Here is a 19,644-nt window from a genome sequence, read left to right on the forward strand (position 1 = left end):
AATGCTGCCCAACGTCGAACTGAAGTGGTACCGCACCTCCGTCGAGGGCAAGCAGGAGCACTTCTTCACCACCACCCTGACCGACGCCACCATCGTCGACATCAACCTGCGTATGCCCCACGCCCAGGACGCCACCAAGGCCGAGTTCACTCAGCTGATGGACGTCTCCCTGGCCTACCGCAAGATCGACTGGGAACACACCGTCGCCGGCACCTCCGGTTCCGACGACTGGCGCGCCCCGTCCGAAGCCTGATCGGCTCGTCCTCGCTCCCGCCCGCCGGCTCGCCGGGCGGGAGCGACGGTGCGCACCGCGACGCCAGCGTTCCCTTCGAGCGCTGGCGTCGCGGCGTGTAAGACATCGCTGACCATTGCTGTCAGCCATTGCCCTTTCGTGCCGTTTCGCTCTTGTCTTGTCGGATACGGCACGTAACCTACCGTCGCAGCATCTTTCGCCGTGGCGGTGGCTCACCGCATATTCGTCTTCCAGGAGGGAAGCATGGCCGCTGAAACCGGACTCCAATTCACCCTCGCGCTCGCCGGGGCCGACAGCGCCGAGCTGGCGGTGGTCGACTTCTCCCTGGAAGAAGCGCTCTCAGCGCCCTTCACCCTCAAGCTGCGCTTTGCCAGCCGTAACGGCAGTCTCTCCGCCAGCGAGCTGCTCGACCGCCCGGTGACCCTGACGATCTGGCAGGACGGCGAGGCGCTGCGCCGGGTACACGCCATCGTCAGCGAGTTCGGCCGCGGCGACCGCGGCCACCGCCGTACGATGTACTCGCTGGTCGCTCGCCCGGCGCTGTGGCGCCTCGGCCTGCGCCAGAATTCACGCATCTTCCAGCAGGTCTCGCCGCTCACGGTGATCAACACCCTGTGCGACGAGCGCGGCCTCACGGATGTGGCCTTTGCCGCCACTCGGGAACCGCAGGAAAGGGAGTACCTCACCCAGTACCGTGAAACGGATCTCGCCTTCCTTCAGCGCCTGGCTGCCGAGGAAGGGCTGTTCTACTTTCATGAATTTGAAGCGGCGCCGAACGGTGCCCACCGCCTGGTGTTCGCCGACGCGCCCCAGGTGCTGGCCCACCTGGGCGAGCGCACCTACCACGGCCGTGCCGGCGGTACCCCGCCGAGCCGCCACGTACGCAAGCTCCAGCAGCTCGCCCGGGTCGCCCCGGCCTCGGTCACGCTCAAGGACTACTCGTTCAAGAACCCGGCCTACGCCCAGCTGCATGAATACTCTGCTGACGGCCTGGAAGAGCACGGCCAGCGTGGCGTCGTTGATGGAGAGTACGAGCACTACGACTACCCCGGGCGCTACAAGGCCGACGCCTCTGGCGAGGCCTTCACCCGCATTCGCCTCGAGCACCTGAGAAGCGACGCCCTGACCTGCGCCGCCGAGAGCGACCTGCCCGAGCTTGCCCCGGGTACGCGCTTCACCCTTACCGACCACGACCTCAGTGAGCTCAACCGCGACTGGCAGGTGGTGGCGGTGACGCACCACGGCAGCCAGCCCCAGGCGCTGGAAGAGGACGGCTTCACCCAAAGTGACGGGGCCGGGTTAGGGCAAATGACCAAGTTCGACAACGAACTGGTGCTGACCCCCGCCGACCGCGCCTGGCGCCCCAAGCCCAACGCCAAGCCCCGCGTCGACGGCCCGCAGATCGCCTTCGTCGTCGGCCCCGAGGGCGAGGAGATCTATTGCGACGAGCACGGCCGGGTCAAGGTGCAGTTCCCCTGGGACCGCTACGCCGAGCCTGATGAGACCGCCAGCGCCTGGGTGCGCGTCAGCCAAGGCTGGGCCGGCGGCGGCTACGGCAGCATGGCGATACCCCGGATTGGGCATGAGGTAGTCGTCAGCTACCTGGAGGGCGATCCCGATCAGCCGCTGATCACCGGGCGCACCTACCACGCCGTCAACACGCCGCCCTACGCACTGCCGGCGCACAAGACACGCACCGTGATCCGTACCCAGAGCCACCAGGGCGAAGGATTTAACGAACTTCGCTTCGAGGACCAGGCCGGCGAAGAGCAGATCTGGCTGCACGCCCAGAAGGACCTGGAGCTGCTCACCCACAACGACCGCACCGAAGAGATCGGCAACGACAGCTTCCTCACCGTGCATCACGACCGGATCGGTGAGATCGACGGCGACGAGCACCACACCGTGCGCGGCAACCGCCATGAGCAGAGCGACGGCAATCAGCACCTCACGGTTCAGGGCACGCTGCACGTCAAGGCCGGCCAGGCCTGGCTCAGCGAATGCGGCCGCGAACTGCACATCAAGGCCGGCCACAAGGTGGTGCTGGAAGCCGGCAGCGAAATGACCCTCAACGCCGGCGGCAGCTTCCTCAAGCTCGACGGTGGTGGCGTGACCCTGGTCGGGCCCAAGGTGAAGATCAACGCCGGCGGCAGCCCCGGCACGGGTTCCGGCCAGGCGGTAGAAACGCCGCTGCTGCCGGGCCGGGCAGTGCCGGAGGTGCATGAGGCGATAGAGCCCACCTCGCTGCCCAAGCTCAAGGACTACCAGCTCTCCGAAGCGACGCTGATGCCGCTGTGCGGCAAGCTCAGCGAGACCACCTGCAGCCGGGGGGATTGCCCATGCCTGGCTGGCTGACCCGTATCGGCGAGCGCAGCCAGCGAGTCGACACCCTGGCAAGCGGCTTCGCCGCCCATCGCTCCGCCTACCTGGTACTCGATCAGCGCCGTGCCCCAGAACGCTGCGCCGCGCTCGTGGGCCAGCCCGGCTGGCACGACTTCCTGACCCTGTTCGCCGGCACGCCCTTGGCACCGTTGTTGGAAGCAAGCCCCTGGCTGATCGAACTCAGAATGGGCAGCCAGGCCTGGCAGGCCGCCACCGCGCTGTGCCAAGAGCAGCGTATCGGCTGGGCCTTTCAACCGGCGCAGGACGCCCGGCTGGATGGCCTGGCCGATCACCTCCGCCAGCTGTTCGTGCTCGACGATCCCCACGGCGGCCAGTCACTGGTCAACGTGCAGGACCCCACCGCCTGGACGGCCATGCTCGCCGCCGGCAGCGCCACCGCCTACGCCCAGCTCATCGGGCCCCTGGGGAAGGTCGTCACGCCCACGCCGCTGCCACACTGGCAGGCGTGGCAGCCTGCCGAAGCCACTGGCGACGCCGAGGCACTCTCCCTGTCCCACGAACTGGAACAGGCCCTCAAGGAGAGTCCACGCGCCTGGTGGCTGAGCCGGGCAACCGATACGCCGCTGCAGGCACTGCCGCCGGAGTGGCTGGTGCGGCTCGGGAGGCTTGAGGCGGTAGGCATCAAACAAGCTCATCACCTCCAGCGCTTGTTGCCCTTGATCTGCCAAGACAGCGAGCACTTTTCCCAGCCTGTCGAACAGGGACTGCGTGCCGACCTGCCGGCGCGCAAGAAAGTACAAGTTTTGGAGAGCCTGGTATGAGCACAGGAACACGCCCTGGAAGTCGCGAGAACCCTCACGTCATCAGCCAGTTTGAGCCACCGGAGACAGAGGGCGGCAGTATCGAATCGACGGCACAGCATGTCTGCGAGGAGCAGTGCTGGGCCGACATTCTCTACCTGCCAGGCACCCGCACCTTCTGGCTGCTGACCGAAGAGGTCTCCGACATCTTGCTGGAAGCCAGCGAAACGCTGAGCGAATGGGTTCAGGAAGAAGACCCGGCCGAGCGCCTGCGCAAGCTCACCGAAGATGCTGGGCTCGAGTGCTTACTGCCGGCCCGGGCCGAGAGCTTTCTTGATGAGAGCGAACGGCAGCGCTATCAAGAAGCCTTCGAGCGGCTCGTCGAGCTCACACAAGACGACGAGGCCTCACTGGAAGCGCGCATTGCTCATCAGCACACTCTGTGGGACTACTTGTATCAATCAAGCACTCCAGGCCTGCTGGAGTACCTGGCTCGCAGTATCCGCAGGAACAGTCAAGAAATCGCTCGGCTGGAGCGCCAACTGAGGCAGCTTTACCAACAGGGCCTCGAGCGAGCCAGGGAGCAAGGATACAGCCTTGAGGAGGAGGGCTACTTCGGCCCCTGGGAGGCCGAAATCGCATCAGCGCTGGATGCCTACCGTTCGCACCGCGCCCAGGCCCAACGGGAGTACCACTTCAATCCTGATGGGCAAGGGGAAGCCACTCCCTTCTCTTTGCAAGACGTGCTGGCGGAGTACCAGCGCTTCATCCAGCTATGTGAGTCGATGCCGCCCCATGAGGCAGCCAACGAGTGTCGCTTCGTCGGCTACGTGCAGCAATTGAGCGAGCGGCAGGAAAGCAAGTACTCCGCCTATCTGCACAGCATCCTGACACTGGCTTCTCTCGGCATCGCCACACCCGAGCTGGCCCTCTCCTCGCCCAACCCACGGGTGCGCCAATTGCGCAATGGCGTTGAGGCTTTCGATGCCTACTGCCGCACGCTCAAGGAGAGCCTCGAACTACACCAGGCCGTGGAAAACAAGCTGCGTGAATGGGAGTCCGGTACGGGCGGGCAAACCCAACTGCCCGTTTTCCTTTTCGAGCAGGAGCGACAACGCTATGAGGCTCTGCAAGAAACACTGAACGAACTCCATGAGCACGCGCGTCAGGCTGTGGAGGAGATGGAGCCAGGTCGAGTACTGGTCTGGCATACCGATATCGAAGACGACCGGCACTCATTGGGCTACCAGAAACGCAAGATAGAACTGCTGGTACAGAACGACTTCCCGCTGCGCGAGTTCAGCTCACCACTGGGGGAAAAGTCCCTCAGCCACATCAGCCTGTTGCAGATGATTCCCACCATGACCGGCAACGAGCGCTGGCGGCTAGAACGTACGCTTAGAGCTGACGGGGTACTGCCAGCCAGATTGTGGGAAGCTCCCGAGACCGCACTCTCGCAATGGTTGCAAGGGCGTCGCTGCCAGGCGATAGAGCATCGGCTCGATTGGCACGATGAGCCCATGGGGTTCTTCCAGCCCGAGCGCTTCTTCGCTCACCTGGAAGAAGAAGGCCATGAGGTCGCTTCGCTGGATGAAGCCAGCAAGCAAGCCTGGGGCGAGGCGCTGCAAAAAATTCTCTTCACCGGCCCGAGCCGCGAGGAGCTTCGTCTGTTCGATGCCAGCGCCCAAGCGCAGATGCTGCGGTTGGTGGGCATGGCACGACATGAGCTCAACGAAGCCCGACAGGAAGGCGAGCGCGACACCCCGTGGGACGTCACCGAGCACTCCCCCAGCCTGACCTTCTTCGATGTCGAGATGGAAAGGAAAAGTGAGGGTAAACTCAAGACTCAGAGCCGAAGCGAAACTGCCCTCGAACGGGAGGAGCCCGGCCTCTGGATTCTCGATGCCAACGATGAATGGAGCCCTTCGGTCGCTCTCACCTACAGCTGGGAAACCAAGGGTACCTTCAGTCTCGCCCGCGGTGAGCTTCCGCTGGGGCGACTCGTGCTCCCAAGCAGGGAGCAGGCCCGTCCTGTCGTCGCGACACTCACCAAGAATGGCGAGCAACGCGAACTTGGCCGCTACGCCATTGCGCTCGACGCCGTCGCCAAGGGCTTCGCCGGCGCCAGTCTGGCACTCGCCACCGAAGTAGGGTTCTCCATCGACAAGGATGGGCTCAGCGTTTCCGGCATCGACTGGGTCAAGCGAGAAGCGACAGGCGCCACGGTGGAAGCCTTTGCCGGGGCGCGCCTCGGCATCGAGACGCGCTGCGAGGTGCATTGGGAGCCGCCCGAGAACCTGCTGCGCATTCTCCCCCAGCGTGCTGCCATGGCCAGCATGGGCATGCACCGCCCCAGCCAATCGCTGAGCGGCTGGCGCAGCATCGGCGTTGCCCAGATCGATGTCGAGGGGGCAATTGGAGCTAGTGTCAAACTCGGGTTCGTGCTTGGCATGAAGAACGGTAAGTTCGTGTTCAAGGTGTCAGGGCGCTTCGTGTTCGGCAAGGGCGCCGGCGGTGGCCTTGCCATCGAACTCGACCCCGATAGCCTGGACCTCTGGCTGGTCATGCTCCACCGCGCCCTGGTAGACAACAACTTCGAAAAGCCAGAGTGGATCGATGAGGAAGCCTATGAAAGCATGAACTGGCTGGCCTACATCGCGACCACGACACTGCTCAACGTGGGGCTGCTGGCCGCACGTGGCAGAACCGGCATCGAGCGACTCTACCGAGCCATGACCGGTGGGCAGAAAGCGGGGCCGATTGCGCATGTGCTGGCAACACGTGATGGCGATGACTTACGAAAAATGAAGGCGTGGGTTCAGCAGTTGTCATCGGAAGCTTTGGGGGTACTATTGCATTTGCTGATTAGCGAGCCAAGAGCTTTCGAGGTAGAAGCCTCAGGTCGAGGGCGTGCTGGAAGCCAAAGCTTCAATGCACGGCAGGCATTGGACTTCCAGCAGATCGCCATCGCCAACTGCCTGGGCTGGATTGTGGAGGGCGTGACAATGAGCGTTTACGGTCCCCAGTGTCGCTTCAGCAACGTGAACCCCACTCCGGCACAGTACCTCTTTACCAAGGCGGTGGTACGTATGACAGCAGATGGCCAGCCATCCGATAACGCCGGTGATGCTGCCTATCTTACCAATCGAAATCGGCTGGATAGGTTTATGGCAAGAATCTCTGGGACGAATAACAGATCTGTCACGATAGCGAAAGGCAACTATCAACACTATGCAGCTGGCCTTGGGGTCATCAATTGCGCCGTATAAGTATGATTCATTATTAGGAAATACACTGATGAGCCGGCTATCTATCTCAACACTGGCAGCTTTGGTGCTATCGCTGCTTGCAATGCCTACAGCCGTGGCACTCGATGAGGAAGCGCAAGCCGCCAAGGACGAGGGCATGCGACTTTATAATGCCCATCAGCGTACGACGAGCATGCCGTACCTGGAAATCGCCGCGAACGCTGGGGATGTGGAGGCAATGTACTATCTAGGCGAAGCACATCGATTGCGCCACCTGGGTATGACTCAAGCTGCCTTGGAGTGGTATCACATGGCCGCACAACAGGGCGAACCCCATGCCATGCTGCGGCTCTATGATGGCAGTGCCTGCGAATTGGGCGATGTCTGCCCTGAAGATGGCAACGATTGGCGCGAAGCGGCCCTCGACGCAACGCTGCCCAAGGCCGAGTCGGGCGATGCCGATGCCATGGGCGCGCTCTACGATATTTACACCTACCTCGACCGGCACGATGAGGCCATGGAGTGGCTTCTGCAATCCGCTGAAGCCGGCAACCTTAACTCCATGAACTGGCTCGGCCATTTAGCGCGTGACGATGAGGAGAACTACGCCACAGAGACCGAACGCCTGGAAGCAGCAGCGGAATGGCATCGCAGGGCCGCCGAGGCCGGTTATGCCCCGGCCATGAATGATCTTTCATCTGTATTGAACAATCTTGGGCGTCATGAAGAGGCTTGGGAATGGATGGTGCATGCCTCTGAGGCCGGCCATATCAATGGTAGGCTTTGGCAGGCAGCTTGCTACATAGAGCCAGATTCAGAAGAAAACGAGATGTGTCAGACAGAGAAAGATCCTGCTAAAGGCTGGGCTATTCTTCTAGCTTTGAGTGAAGAAGTGCCGGGTTCATCTTCCGAAAACGCATTAAAATATTACACCTATGGCGATAACGTCACTGCCAAGCAGCGCGAAGAGGGCGAACGAATGATGGAAGAATGGCTCAATCGCGAGCCACCGCTCTCCTATTTTCCGGACAAGTTTGGCTACTGATGTCGATAAGCGGACTCAAAGCCGTGGTGGCGTTGGCAGCCCTGACGCTTTCGCCTATAGTAATTTCAGCAGCCTGGGCTTGGGATGATGAAGCTCAAGCCGCCAAGGATGAAGGCATGCGGCTATGGGGCATCCATCAGTGGATAAAAATGCAGCCCTATCTAGAGCAAGCTGCTGAACATGGTGACGTTGAGTCCATGTACTATCTGGGCGAAGCGAACCGCCTATTAAGTCGTGGGCTTTCGCTAGCCGCTCTAGATTGGTACCACCGGGCCGCCCAACAGGGCGAGCCCCATGCCATGCTGCGGCTCTACGATGGCAGCGCCTGTGAGCTGGGCGATGTCTGTCCCGAGGATGGCAACGATTGGCGCGAAGCAGCCCTCGAGGCCACGATGCCCAAGGCCGAGGCGGGCGACGCCGATGCCATGGGCGCGCTCTACGATATCTACAACTACCTCGACCAGTACGATGAGGCCATGGAGTGGCTGCTGCTTTCCGCCGAAGCCGGCAATCAGGACTCCATGAACTGGCTCGGCCAACTGGCACGAGACGATGAGAAAAATTACGCCACGGATCCCGAGCGCCTGGAAGCGGCAGCGGAGTGGTATCGAAGAGCTGCTGAGGCTGGGTATGCCCCCGCTATGAATAATCTCGCATCGGCTCTCAATCACCTTGGGCATCCCGAAGAGGCCTGGGAGTGGATGACAAAAGCTTCTGATGCTGGCCATATCAATGGCCGCGGCTGGATAGCTGCTTGTCATATTACGCCTGATGAAGAGGGGCGCGGCTTATGCCAAGGGGCTCCAGAGCCGGAACCAGCCAAAGGATGGGCTATCTTCCTTGCTATTCATGAAGAAGTACCGGGGACATCTTCTGAGCGATCACTACGAGTCTATCGCGATAGTGTGACGCCGGAACAGCGTGAGGAAGGCGGGCGAATGATGGAAGAATGGCTAAATCGTGAGCCCCCGCTTTCCTATTTCCCGGACAAATTTGGTTTCTGATGTCGATGATCCGATTCAAAGCCACGGTGGCGCTGGCAGCCCTGACGCTCTCATTTCTGGTGCCGCCCACAGCCTTGGCGCTCGATGATGAAGCTCAAGCGGCCAAGAATGAAGGTATGCGGTTATACAATACCCACCAGCGTACGACGAGCATGCCGTATCTGGAAATCGCCGCGAACGCTGGGGATGTGGAAGCAATGTACTATCTAGTCGAAGCGCATCGGTTGCGTCACCTGGGTATGACTCAAGCCGCCCTGGAGTGGTACCACCGGGCCGCCCAACAGGGCGAGCCCCACGCCATGCTACGCCTTTACGATGGCAGCGCCTGCGAGCTGGGTGATGTCTGTCCTGAAGACGGCAACGATTGGCGCGAAGCAGCCCTCGAGGCCACGATGCCCAAGGCCGAGGCGGGCGACGCCGATGCCATGGGCGCGCTCTACGATATCTACAACTACCTCGACCAGTACGATGAGGCCATGGAGTGGCTGCTGCTTTCCGCCGAAGCCGGCAATCTGGACTCCATGAACTGGCTCGGCCAACTGGCACGAGACGATGAGAAAAATTACGCCACGGAGGCCGAGCGCCTGGAAGCGGCCGCAAAATGGTATCGGAAGGCGGCTGAAGCCGGCCATGCTCCCTCTATGAGCTATCTTGCATCGACTCTGAACAGTTTGGGCCGCTCTGAAGAGGCATGGCAGTGGATGGTCAAGGCCTCTGAAGTTGGGAATATTAATGGCCGTCAATGGTTGGCAACTTGCTATATAGACCCTCAGGAGAGCGAGCTATGCCACGCAGAAAAAGATCCTGCCCAAGGGTGGGCTATTTTTCTCGCTATAAACGAGGAAATATCGAGCACTTCCTCTGAGAGAGCTCTTAGGGTCTATCACGACACGGTCACTCCTGAGCAACGTGAAGAAGGCGAGCGAATGATGGAAGAATGGCTCAATCGTGAGCCGCCGCTCTCCTATTTTCCGGACAAATTTGGTTTCTAATGTCGACAAGTCAGCTCAAAGTCTGGGCGGCGCTGGTAGCCTTCATACTTTCATCTCTCGCGATGTCAGCAGCCTGGGCCTTGGAGGAAGAGGCTCAGGCCGCCAAAGATGAAGGAATGCGGCTCTATGGTATTCGTAGGGCAGAAGCAGCGATTCCTTTGCTTGAACAAGCAGCGACGGCAGGCGATGTTGAAGCGATGTACTATCTCGGTGAAGCCAATCGGCGCTTGGTTATGGGGGGAATGAACCAAGCCGCCCTGGAGTGGTACCACCAGGCCGCGCAACAGGGCGAGCCCCATGCCATGCTGCGCCTCTATGATGGCAGCGCCTGTGAGCTGGGCGAAGCTTGCCCAGAAGATGGTAGTAATGATTGGCGCGAAGCAGCCCTCGCTGCCACGCTGCCCAAGGCCGAGGCGGGGGATGCTGATGCCATGGGTGCGCTCTATGATATCTACACCTACCTCGACCAGCACGATGAGGCCATGGAGTGGCTTCTGCTTTCCGCCGAAGCCGGCAATCTGGACTCCATGAACTGGCTCGGCCAACTGGCACGAGACGATGAGAAAAATTACGCCACGGATCCCGAGCGCCTGGAAGCGGCAGCGGAGTGGTATCGAAGAGCGGCCGCAGCCGATTATGTACCAGCTATTCACAACCTTTCCTTGGTGCTTTTGCAGTTGGAGCAGTCGCAAGAAGCATGGGAGTGGATGCAGGTTGCTTCCGACGAAGGCCACATAGATGCGCGGCTTGGGATTGGTTGGTGTTACCTAGAACCAGAAAGAAGTGCGCTTTGCCAGAACGAAAAAGATGTAATGAAAGGACTTGGCATGCTCACGGCGCTTGTCCAAGTGACTAATATAGAGATGGTCAAACCGCTCATAGACGACTTCAAAAAAAACTTGATGAAGAGCAGCTGAACGAAGTTGAAGCCCTTGCCGAAGAATGGTTAGCTAAAGAGCCCCCCTTATCTCATTACCCCGACAAGTTTGGCTACTGATGTCGATAAGCGGACTCAAAGCCGCGGCGACCGCGGCCACCGCCGTACGATGTACTCGCTGGTGGCTCGCCCGGCGCTGTGGCGCCTCGGCCTGCGCCAGAATTCACGCATCTTCCAGCAGGTCTCGCCGCTCACGGTGATCAACACCCTGTGCGACGAGCGCGGCCTCACGGATGTGGCCTTTGCCGCCACTCGGGAACCGCAGGAAAGGGAGTACCTCACCCAGTACCGTGAAACGGATCTCGCCTTCCTTCAGCGCCTGGCTGCCGAGGAAGGGCTGTTCTACTTTCATGAATTTGAAGCGGCGCCGAACGGTGCCCACCGCCTGGTGTTCGCCGACGCGCCCCAGGTGCTGGCCCATCTGGGCGAGCGCAGCTACCACGGCCGTGCCGGCGGTACCCCGCCGAGCCGTCACGTACGCAAGCTCCAGCAGCTCGCCCGGGTCGCCCCGGCCTCGGTCACGCTCAAGGACTACTCGTTCAAGAACCCCGCCTACGCGCAGCTGCATGAATACTCTGCCGACGGCCTGGAAGAGCACGCCCAACGGGACGACTACGAGCACTACGACTACCCCGGGCGCTACAAGGCCGACGCCTCCGGCGAGGCCTTCACCCGCATTCGCCTCGAGCACCTGAGAAGCGACGCCCTGACCTGCGCCGCCGAGAGCGACCTGCCCGAGCTTGCCCCGGGTACGCGCTTCACCCTTACCGACCACGACCTCAGTGAGCTCAACCGCGATTGGCAGGTGGTGGCGGTGACGCATCGCGGCAGCCAGCCCCAGGCGCTGGAGGAGGACGGTTTCACCCAGAGTGATGCGGCAGGCTCAGGGCAGATGACCAAGTTCGACAACACCCTGGTGCTGACCCCCGCCGACCGCGCCTGGCGCCCCAAGCCCAACGCCAAGCCCCGCGTCGACGGCCCGCAGATCGCCTTCGTCGTCGGCCCCGAGGGCGAGGAGATCTACTGCGACGAACACGGCCGGGTCAAGGTGCAGTTCCCCTGGGACCGCTACGCCGAGCCGAATGAAACCGCCAGCGCCTGGGTACGGGTGTCCCAGGGCTGGGCCGGCGGCGGCTACGGCAGCATCGCCATCCCGCGGATCGGGCACGAGGTGGTCGTCAGCTATCTGGAGGGCGACCCGGATCAGCCGCTGATCACCGGGCGCACCTACCACGCCGTCAACACCTCGCCCTACGCACTGCCGGCGCACAAGACGCGCACCGTGATCCGCACCCAGAGTCACCAGGGCGAAGGCTTCAACGAACTTCGCTTCGAAGACCAGGCCGGCGAAGAGCAGATCTGGTTGCACGCCCAGAAGGACCTGGAACTGCTCACCCACAACGACCGCACCGAAGAGATCGGCAACGACAGCTTCCTCACCGTGCATCACGACCGGATCGGTGAGATCGACGGCGACGAGCACCACACCGTGCGCGGCAACCGCCATGAGCAGAGCGATGGCAATCAGCACCTCACGGTTCAGGGCACGCTGCACGTCAAGGCCGGCCAGGCCTGGCTCAGCGAATGCGGCCGCGAACTGCACATCAAGGCCGGCCACAAGGTGGTGCTGGAAGCCGGCAGCGAAATGACGCTGAACGCCGGCGGTAGCTTCCTCAAGCTCGACGGCGGCGGCGTCATCCTGGTCGGGCCCAAGGTGAAGATCAACGCCGGTGGCAGCCCCGGCTCGGGCAGTGGCCAGGCCGTCGAGACGCCGCTGCTGCCGGGCCGGGCAGTGCCGGAGGTGCATGAGGATGTAACCCTCAAGCCCAACCGACAGCCCACCGCGTTTGCCGAAACGGAAGGCCAGGTACTGGCGCTACAGCGAGCGGCCAGCAGTGGCAAGGCGCTATGCGATATCTGCGCCGATACGCTCAAGTCCTCAGGGGGAAGCCAGTGAGTACGCTGCCTACCTGTACGCATATTCTGCTGGACACGGCACTTCCCGAGATGCGCCAGCAGTGGTACCAGCGCTCTTCTTACAGCACTAGCAGCGTACCGCTCTATGTGGGCACACCCTTCGCCCACCTGCTGGAAGTCTCGCCCATCGTGGCCAGCACCTCGCCCCGCGATCCGTTCCTGCACTGGCTGATGACAGAACGACCGAGCCTGAACTGGGGGCTGCTACTGGAAAGCCCGGCGACACCAGAGGAACTGGCAGCGCACTACCGCCGCTGGCTGACGATCCTGAACCCGCAAGGCGATGAAGTCCTGTTCCGCTTCTACGACCCGGACGTACTGCCGCATTTCCTCGATGCCTTCGATGGCCGCGAATACCGCCAATGGTTCGGTCCCGTCACGGCCGTCAATTACCGCTCCGCTGGTGGCTTCACCGTGCGACATGCTGCCGAACGCCCAGCGGAGGAGCGCGCTCAGCCCCCGTTACCGGCAGCGCCGTGGTGGAAAATCCAGGCACGCCATCAACGGGCATTACGACCGCTTTACCGCCAGGAGCTGATTGGCGATACCCAGCAGCGGCTGCTGCTCGAGGCCGGTGCCTGGTTGATGCACCTGGACAGCCCCAGCATCAAGGCGCGAGTGGCCGATGCCGTGGATCGCCTGACGGCGCTCAACGCCGATACCCTGCCCAGCCGTGACGAAGCCGCGCATTTCTGTCTGCTGGCGGTGACCAGCTGTTCGCACCCGGAACGGCGTGACGACTTCCGGCAGGACCTGGCGCGGCACGGCCTGACGGCAACCCTCGCCAACTGGCAAGCCCATGCCTACGGCAAGCTGCCCGACCGCCACCACCATGATCCCGCTTGGCTGCCCGAAGGCCCCCAGATGGACGCAGCATCACGAGAAGGAACGCATTCATGAGCGACAACGGCGCCCAGCAGTGCCCGCTGGAAAACGACATCGAGAGCCGCCTGGGTATCGTCTGCAGCTTCGTCTGCACTTGCAATGAGGTACCCAACCAGGGCCGTGGCGGTATCAACCTCAAGCAAAGCTGTGTCGATATCGGTATTGCGCGCCTCAACGAGACCTGCGACACAGGACTGCGCGTGCAGGTACCCTACTACGTACCGGTAAATCAAGCTGAAACTCCCATGCCTCTGATGATAAAAGATGCCGAAGGTAGGGAAACCGTGGAGCCGATTCGCAACTTCGGCCATGCCATCAACCGCATCGTCAGCATGAAACGACGTAATCTCCCGATCAGCGAAACGGAGAAGAACCGTATCGAGGGCTATAACCGTGGCGAGTTGCGCATTCCCGATGCCGTGGCGCTGCGCGACCCCAACGGCAGCCCCACCCAGGACAACCTGCTGGGCGTTATCGAGGTCAAGTTTCCGCCGGATGATTGGAGGCCGGACCAAAGACAAGCTTATGAGAGAATTGCAGGCGAACGGGACAATCTAAAACTACTCACTCCAGAACGCTGTGGCTGTGATGGCCCTCGCCAGACACAATATGAAACGGATGCCCAGCCGGCCATGGAGGTCTATCGGGACCGGCTGGAGGAGAACGGCATTGACTGGGGTGGGCTTGCAGGGGGCGCGGCCACGGTCGGGGCCGCGGTAGCCATCGCTGTACTTTCCAGAGGAAGGCAGGGCAAGGAGAGTCAAGCGCTCGGTAAAGCCGGCATAAGGCAAATCATGCAATCCTTGGGTAGAGCCCCTGCCTGGTAACCATTGATGGGAGAACACCGGATGGAACAACTGCAGGATATCGATCAACTACTCACCGTCGAGACCGACAACGGCGTGCTGTTCAAGATCTGCCTGGGTGTGGCCCTGTTCTTCAAGGGCGACCAGCAGCAGGAAAAACGTCAGGCGGTATTGGAGATTCTCGCGGACTACCGCGATCTGGTCGGCGACCAACTGACCTGGACGACCAACCCAAGCACTGGCAAGTGGAAGAAGCTCGAGGGCTTCGACAGCTATATCACCCCCTTCGACTGGCTGCCCACTTACGGGGCCGGCCAGTGGCAGTTCGTCTACCACGGCGGCCAACGACGTAGCGATGCGGACAACCATAGTTTCGTCGTACTGGGCACAGGCCATAATGACAATATCAGCTACCTATACTGTCAGTTCCCCATTGATTTCTTTATCGAGCGTGAACAGAAGCTGCCTGCCCTGGTGCAGCAGTGGTGCGAGAAACTCAAGCCCGAGCATGGCTACGCCGGCTTCTGGTTGGGGCAGTCTTACGGCTACGAAGACACGGATGAAGCGATTATTCTCGAACACAAATTCGGTCAGCGTTTCCCCGGAATCCAGATTAATGGCTTTTCCACTCACTCCTTGAATCTGCACCGGGGCCCCAAGGGCGTCGATTGGCTGACCATTCTCTCCGATCAATGGCTGGAACGGCTGGGTGGCCTCGACCACGTGAAGACCGAGATGGGCGAGTTGCCGGTACTGGAATATAACGGCGGTGCCATTCTGCGTGCTGGGCCGATGCCGCAGTTCGGCGATAGCGAAGATCCCGAGGTCAATGCCGCCCTGGCCGACTACCGCCGCGTCGCGGCGATAATCGAGCCGATTCGTATCAAGGATCACCAAGGAATTCACTCAACTCTTTCCCCCAGCTATCGGCACGAGAAACGCTTCGATGCCCAGGAATACCAGGCTTGGCTGGCACGCTTTAGCCCGCAGGGAGGTGAACGGTGAGCGACGAATCAAAACCCCAAGGCGAGGCGTTTCCGCTGGAGTGGTTCCCCACGCAGCTCTTCCCCGATATCGCGCTGGAGCGAGTGGAGATCGCGGACACGGCCATTCGGGTGATCTGCCGCGACGGTGACTGGTCGCTGCAATCGGATCTCACGCCCTTCTGGGGCCCCGGTACCATGGTGTTTCACACCCAGGGCGAGATCGAGGTACGCATCCAGGAGGGTGAGAGCTGGCCACTGGTGGAGCGTGAGCTGGCCGAGGAGAAACTGCTGCCTCATTTCCACACGTTGGAACTGATCGAACGCGGCGAGCCCTGGCGCCTGCGCGGCCGGGCCGGCAAGCAGAATGCCGTGGTTGAATTGCTCGCCGACATTACCGCCATTACCTGGCACGCCGACGAGGCCTGAGGTTAGCCATCGAAATGGGTTTTCCTTCGACAAGGATGGGCTCAGCGTTTCCGGCATCGACTGGGTCAAGCGAGAAGCGACAGGCGCCACGGTGGAAGCCTTTGCCGGGGCGCGCCTCGGCATCGAGACGCGCTGCGAGGTGCATTGGGAGCCGCCCGAGAACCTGCTGCGCATTCTCCCCCAGCGTGCTGCCATGGCCAGCATGGGCATGCACCGCCCCAGCCAATCGCTGAGCGGCTGGCGCAGCATCGGCGTTGCCCAGATCGATGTCGAGGGGGCAATTGGAGCTAGTGTCAAACTCGGGTTCGTGCTTGGCATGAAGAACGGTAAGTTCGTGTTCAAGGTGTCAGGGCGCTTCGTATTCGGCAAGGGCGCCGGCGGTGGCCTTGCCATCGAACTCGACCCCGATAGCCTGGACCTCTGGCTGGTCATGCTCCACCGCGCCCTGGTAGACAACAACTTCGAAAAGCCGGAGTGGATCGATCAGGAAGCCTATGAAAGCATGAACTGGCTGGCCTACGCCGCGACCACGACCTTGCTCAATGTGGGGCTACTGGCCGCACGTGGCAGAACCGGCATCGAGCGAATCTACCGGGCCATGACCGGCGGGCAGAAGGCGGGGCCGATTGCGTATGAAATAGTGAACGCCAGTGATAGTGGTCGGGGTGAGCAGCTTGCCGCTTGGGTACAGCAGCTAACTCCGGAGGCGTTGGGGGCGTTGCTATTCTTACTTACTCGTGAGCCAAGAGCTTTTGAGGCTGATGGGCTGGGCAGAGGACGCGGTAACCGCCAGAATTTTAATGCGCGACAGGCGCTGGATTTCCAGCAGATCGCTATCACAAACTGTCTAGGCTGGATTGTAGAGGGCGTGACCGTAAACGTTTACGGCCCTCTTTGCTATTTTAGCCGCGAGGCACCCACTCCATCGCAGTATCTTTTTACTAAGGCTGTAGTTAGGATGACCGCAAGCGGTCAGCCGCCTAACCCTCGTTACCCAGATGTCGATTATGCAAATCATAAGCACCGATTAGACAAATTTATGGGAAGAGACTCTGGAACGGGTGATCAAGATGCAATGTTTGCCAGAAATGACTACCACCGCTATGTCTCTGGTCTTGGTACGGTAATCTGCGCTGGCTAAGGAAGCTTTTTGAGAAGGAAGATAAGGATGCGCCCAGTAATCCTAATATTGCTAGCAGCTTGGGCATTTTTACCGCTGGTTGTGCCTGCGGCTTGCGCTCTGGACGAAAAAACTCAAGCTGCCAAAGATGAAGGAATGAGGCTCTATGGTGTTCGTAGGGCAGAAGCTGCAATTCCTTTGCTTGAACAAGCTGCGGCGGTAGGTGATGTAGAAGCTATGTACTATTTAGGGGAGGCCAGCCGCCGGTTGGTTATGGGGGGAATGAGTCAAGCCGCCTTGGATTGGTACCACCAAGCCGCACAACAGGGAGAGCCTCATGCCATGCTGCGCCTCTATGATGGCAGCGCCTGTGAGCTGGGCGAAGCTTGCCCAGAAGATGGTAGTAATGATTGGCGCGAAGCAGCCCTCGCTGCCACGCTGCCCAAGGCCGAGGCAGGCGATACTGATGCCATGGGAGCACTCTACGATATCTACACCTACCTCGATCAGCACGATGAGGCCATGGAGTGGCTTCTGCGATCCGCCGAAGCAGGCAATCTGAACTCTATGCACTGGCTTGGTCAGTTGGCTCGTGACGATGAGGAGAGTTACACATCTGAAACCGAGCGTCTGGAAGCAGCTGCACAATGGTACCTGAGAGCGGCTGAAGGCGGTTATGCTCCTGCTATGAATGATCTGGCAGTGGTTCTGAGTAATCTTGAACTCTATGAAGAAGCCTGGAAGTGGATGATCAGAGCTTCTGAGGCTGGTCATATCAATGGTAGGCAATGGCAAGCCTCATGCTATATTGAGCCTGAGGCAGAAGGACGTGATCTATGCAAAGTAGACAAGAATCCAGCTAAAGGCTGGGCCATCATGCTGGCGAGAAATGAGGAGGTTCCTGGCACTTCTTCCGAACGAGCCTTGCGATCCTTTTATGATAAGGTAACGCCCGAGCAGCGCGAAGAGGGCGAACGAATGATGGAAGAATGGCTCAATCGCGAGCCACCGCTCTCCTATTTTCCGGACAAGTTTGGCTACTGATGTCGATAAGCGGACTCAAAGCCGTGGTGGCACTGGTAGTTTTGGCGCTTTCACCTCGCGCAGTGTCAGCAGCCTGGGCCCTGGAATCCGAGGCACAGGCAGGGGACGTGGAGGCGATGTACTACCTTGGCGAAGCCACTCGCCTGCTGGATCGTGGTTTATCCCAAATATCTATGAATTAGTATCTGCAAGCCGCCGAGCAGAATGACGTTTCCGCCATCTCGACCCCACCACGCGTATCTTCGATGAGGCCGGCAAGCGCGGCCGCCCGGCGACTTATTGGCGTGACCTATATGCTAGGGCCAGCGAGCCGCAGCAAGACGCTTCATCGCAAAACGACGGCACACGGTAAACCTTGGCCGCACGGCAAACCTATCTCCCTGTCGGCTTTATCGGGCTAGCCGCTGGCCGCCTGCCCTGGCGGCCACCTGGGCAAGCGCTGACCCGGCGTTGGAATAAGCAAGGAGACAGAACAGGACCGACGCTGCGCAACCGGAAAGGTCCGGCTTGCCGGGGCTTTTCGTATCCGTCAGCTCAGCGATTCCTATCAACCCTGAGCGTCACCGAGTAGCGGTAGTCTCGCTCCATCGTCCCGAAGGAGCTGGGGCTCGCATGTGGGGTGGTCACCCGCAGGTACCAGGTGCCCGGCTCCAGTTGACGCTCGATCCTGAAGTTGCCGTTGCGGCCGCTGACCCAGTCGCGCTCCACCATCCGACCGTTGGCATCGAGCAGTTGCCCGGCTGGCTCTACGAGTCCGGTGTCCCCAGGGAAGGTGTGGCTCTCCAGCACCACACGGGCGGGAGCGTCCAGGGTAAAAGTGAAATAGCGGTGCCCTGCCGACATGACCTCGTAGGCTCGACCGGGCACCAGCTCGGTGGCGCTATCCAGTGGGTCCCATGTTCCGGCACAGCCGGTCAGTGACAGCAGCAGCATCAATGAGAGAGAGGACACGAAGCGTTTCATGACAGACTCCTTTCCGGATAAGCCAACCCTTACATACTCAGCCTAACCCCAACAGGCGCTCTGCGCCCAGCCAGATCAGGCGCAGCGCCAGCAGCGTCAGCGCCCACTTGAAGAGGAAGTCGAAGCGGTGGTCGCTGACCCGGTGCAGCAGGCGCAAGCCCAACCAGGTGCCGACGAAGCCCGCCGCCACCATGACCAGCATCAGCCCCAGCCAGTCGCGGAAGACGAAGCCGGCGAAGCCGAAGATGAATGCCTTGGTCAGGTGCTGCAGCGTCATGCAGGTGGCGAAGGTGGCCACCCGCGGCAACCGTTCGCTCATGCCAAGCTTGATGAACGAGGCCACCATGGGGCCGCTGGCCCCTACCAGACTGGAGAGCAGCGTGGTGACGGCACCGGCGATCACGGTACCGGTGCGCCCCACCGCCCGCTGGGGCAGGCCCGGCCCCCAGCAGGAGTAGAGCACGAAGGCGGCGATGCACAGCTCCAGCACGCCGTAGGGCAGGCGGATCAGCAGCCAGGCCGCCACCAGGGCGCCAACGACGACGCCGGGCAGGAAGGCCGCGACGATGTCGCGGCGCATGTGACGCCAGGTCATCACCGCGCGGCCGCCGTTGGAGCCGAGCTGCACCATGCCGTGCACCGGGATCAGCGCCGTGGCCGGCATCACCTGGGCCATGGCAATGATCAGCAGCGTGCCCCCGCCGATGCCGGCCGCCGCGGAGAGCGCCGAGGTCAACACCGAGAGCAGCACCAGGCTCAGGTTGACCCCGGCCGACAGCGGCGAGAGCAGCTCCAGCATCAGCGTCGATGCCTCG

16 protein-coding genes and 1 pseudogene are annotated in these 19,644 nt (G+C 61.2%); 15 read left to right on the forward strand and 2 right to left on the reverse strand.

The annotated features are described in order from the left end of the window. From tssD to ACUY1T_RS20455, 15 genes and pseudogenes are all read left to right on the forward strand, one after another. The coding region (gene tssD, locus ACUY1T_RS20385) for a type VI secretion system tube protein TssD (protein ID WP_446025398.1) at positions 1-253 on the forward strand (253 nt) is incomplete at its 5' end. Positions 254-496: 243 nt separating this feature from the next. Beyond that, the gene (locus tag ACUY1T_RS20390) at positions 497-2,608 is read left to right on the forward strand and encodes a type VI secretion system Vgr family protein (RefSeq protein WP_446025399.1); all 2,112 of its coding nucleotides are present in this window, start codon (positions 497-499) and stop codon (positions 2,606-2,608) included. Continuing rightward, positions 2,593-3,417 carry a DUF4123 domain-containing protein gene (locus ACUY1T_RS20395; RefSeq protein ID WP_446025400.1) on the forward strand — a complete coding sequence of 275 codons (825 nt, stop codon included), beginning with the start codon at positions 2,593-2,595 and terminating at the stop codon, positions 3,415-3,417. Before ACUY1T_RS20390 ends, ACUY1T_RS20395 begins: the two co-directional genes overlap by 16 nt. After that, entirely contained in the window at positions 3,414-6,665 is a 3,252-nt protein-coding gene (locus tag ACUY1T_RS20400; RefSeq protein ID WP_446025401.1) for a hypothetical protein, read from the forward strand. The genes ACUY1T_RS20395 and ACUY1T_RS20400 overlap by 4 nt, the downstream gene beginning before the upstream one ends. 28 nt (positions 6,666-6,693) lie before the next feature. Then, on the forward strand, positions 6,694-7,689 hold the full coding sequence (locus ACUY1T_RS20405) for a tetratricopeptide repeat protein (protein ID WP_446025402.1): 996 nt from the start codon (positions 6,694-6,696) through the stop codon (positions 7,687-7,689). After that, a complete protein-coding gene (locus tag ACUY1T_RS20410; protein ID WP_446025403.1) occupies positions 7,635-8,693 on the forward strand; it encodes a tetratricopeptide repeat protein in 1,059 nt (352 codons plus the stop codon). The genes ACUY1T_RS20405 and ACUY1T_RS20410 overlap by 55 nt, the downstream gene beginning before the upstream one ends. Beyond that, the gene (locus ACUY1T_RS20415) at positions 8,693-9,685 is read left to right on the forward strand and encodes a tetratricopeptide repeat protein (RefSeq protein WP_446025404.1); all 993 of its coding nucleotides are present in this window, start codon (positions 8,693-8,695) and stop codon (positions 9,683-9,685) included. Before ACUY1T_RS20410 ends, ACUY1T_RS20415 begins: the two co-directional genes overlap by 1 nt. Continuing rightward, a complete protein-coding gene (locus ACUY1T_RS20420) occupies positions 9,685-10,602 on the forward strand; it encodes a tetratricopeptide repeat protein (protein ID WP_446025405.1) in 918 nt (305 codons plus the stop codon). The genes ACUY1T_RS20415 and ACUY1T_RS20420 overlap by 1 nt, the downstream gene beginning before the upstream one ends. Positions 10,603-10,704: 102 nt before the next feature. Next, a pseudogene (locus tag ACUY1T_RS20425) lies at positions 10,705-12,579 on the forward strand (type VI secretion system Vgr family protein); the annotation flags it as partial. Beyond that, positions 12,576-13,499 carry a DUF4123 domain-containing protein gene (locus tag ACUY1T_RS20430; protein ID WP_446025406.1) on the forward strand — a complete coding sequence of 308 codons (924 nt, stop codon included), beginning with the start codon at positions 12,576-12,578 and terminating at the stop codon, positions 13,497-13,499. The pseudogene ACUY1T_RS20425 and the gene ACUY1T_RS20430, both read left to right, overlap by 4 nt. Then, entirely contained in the window at positions 13,496-14,311 is an 816-nt protein-coding gene (locus tag ACUY1T_RS20435; RefSeq protein ID WP_446025407.1) for a hypothetical protein, read from the forward strand. The genes ACUY1T_RS20430 and ACUY1T_RS20435 overlap by 4 nt, the downstream gene beginning before the upstream one ends. Before the next feature lie 21 nt (positions 14,312-14,332). Beyond that, positions 14,333-15,295 carry a type VI immunity family protein gene (locus ACUY1T_RS20440; RefSeq protein ID WP_446025408.1) on the forward strand — a complete coding sequence of 321 codons (963 nt, stop codon included), beginning with the start codon at positions 14,333-14,335 and terminating at the stop codon, positions 15,293-15,295. Then, entirely contained in the window at positions 15,292-15,702 is a 411-nt protein-coding gene (locus ACUY1T_RS20445; RefSeq protein WP_446025409.1) for a hypothetical protein, read from the forward strand. The genes ACUY1T_RS20440 and ACUY1T_RS20445 overlap by 4 nt, the downstream gene beginning before the upstream one ends. Continuing rightward, positions 15,641-16,843 carry a hypothetical protein gene (locus ACUY1T_RS20450; protein ID WP_446025410.1) on the forward strand — a complete coding sequence of 401 codons (1,203 nt, stop codon included), beginning with the start codon at positions 15,641-15,643 and terminating at the stop codon, positions 16,841-16,843. Before ACUY1T_RS20445 ends, ACUY1T_RS20450 begins: the two co-directional genes overlap by 62 nt. Before the next feature lie 27 nt (positions 16,844-16,870). Next, positions 16,871-17,866 carry a tetratricopeptide repeat protein gene (locus tag ACUY1T_RS20455; protein ID WP_446025411.1) on the forward strand — a complete coding sequence of 332 codons (996 nt, stop codon included), beginning with the start codon at positions 16,871-16,873 and terminating at the stop codon, positions 17,864-17,866. A gap of 534 nt (positions 17,867-18,400) precedes the next feature. On the opposite strand, the gene ACUY1T_RS20460 is transcribed toward ACUY1T_RS20455, so the two are convergent. Together ACUY1T_RS20460 and ACUY1T_RS20465 are read right to left on the reverse strand one after the other, a co-directional pair. Then, complete coding sequence (locus tag ACUY1T_RS20460) at positions 18,401-18,829, reverse strand: PPC domain-containing protein (protein ID WP_446025412.1); 429 nt, start codon at positions 18,827-18,829, stop codon at positions 18,401-18,403. Between the two features lie 37 nt (positions 18,830-18,866). After that, complete coding sequence (locus tag ACUY1T_RS20465; RefSeq protein WP_446025413.1) at positions 18,867-19,628, reverse strand: sulfite exporter TauE/SafE family protein; 762 nt, start codon at positions 19,626-19,628, stop codon at positions 18,867-18,869. Positions 19,629-19,644 lie beyond the last annotated feature (16 nt).

The organism is Billgrantia sp. Q4P2 (assembly GCF_052806135.1).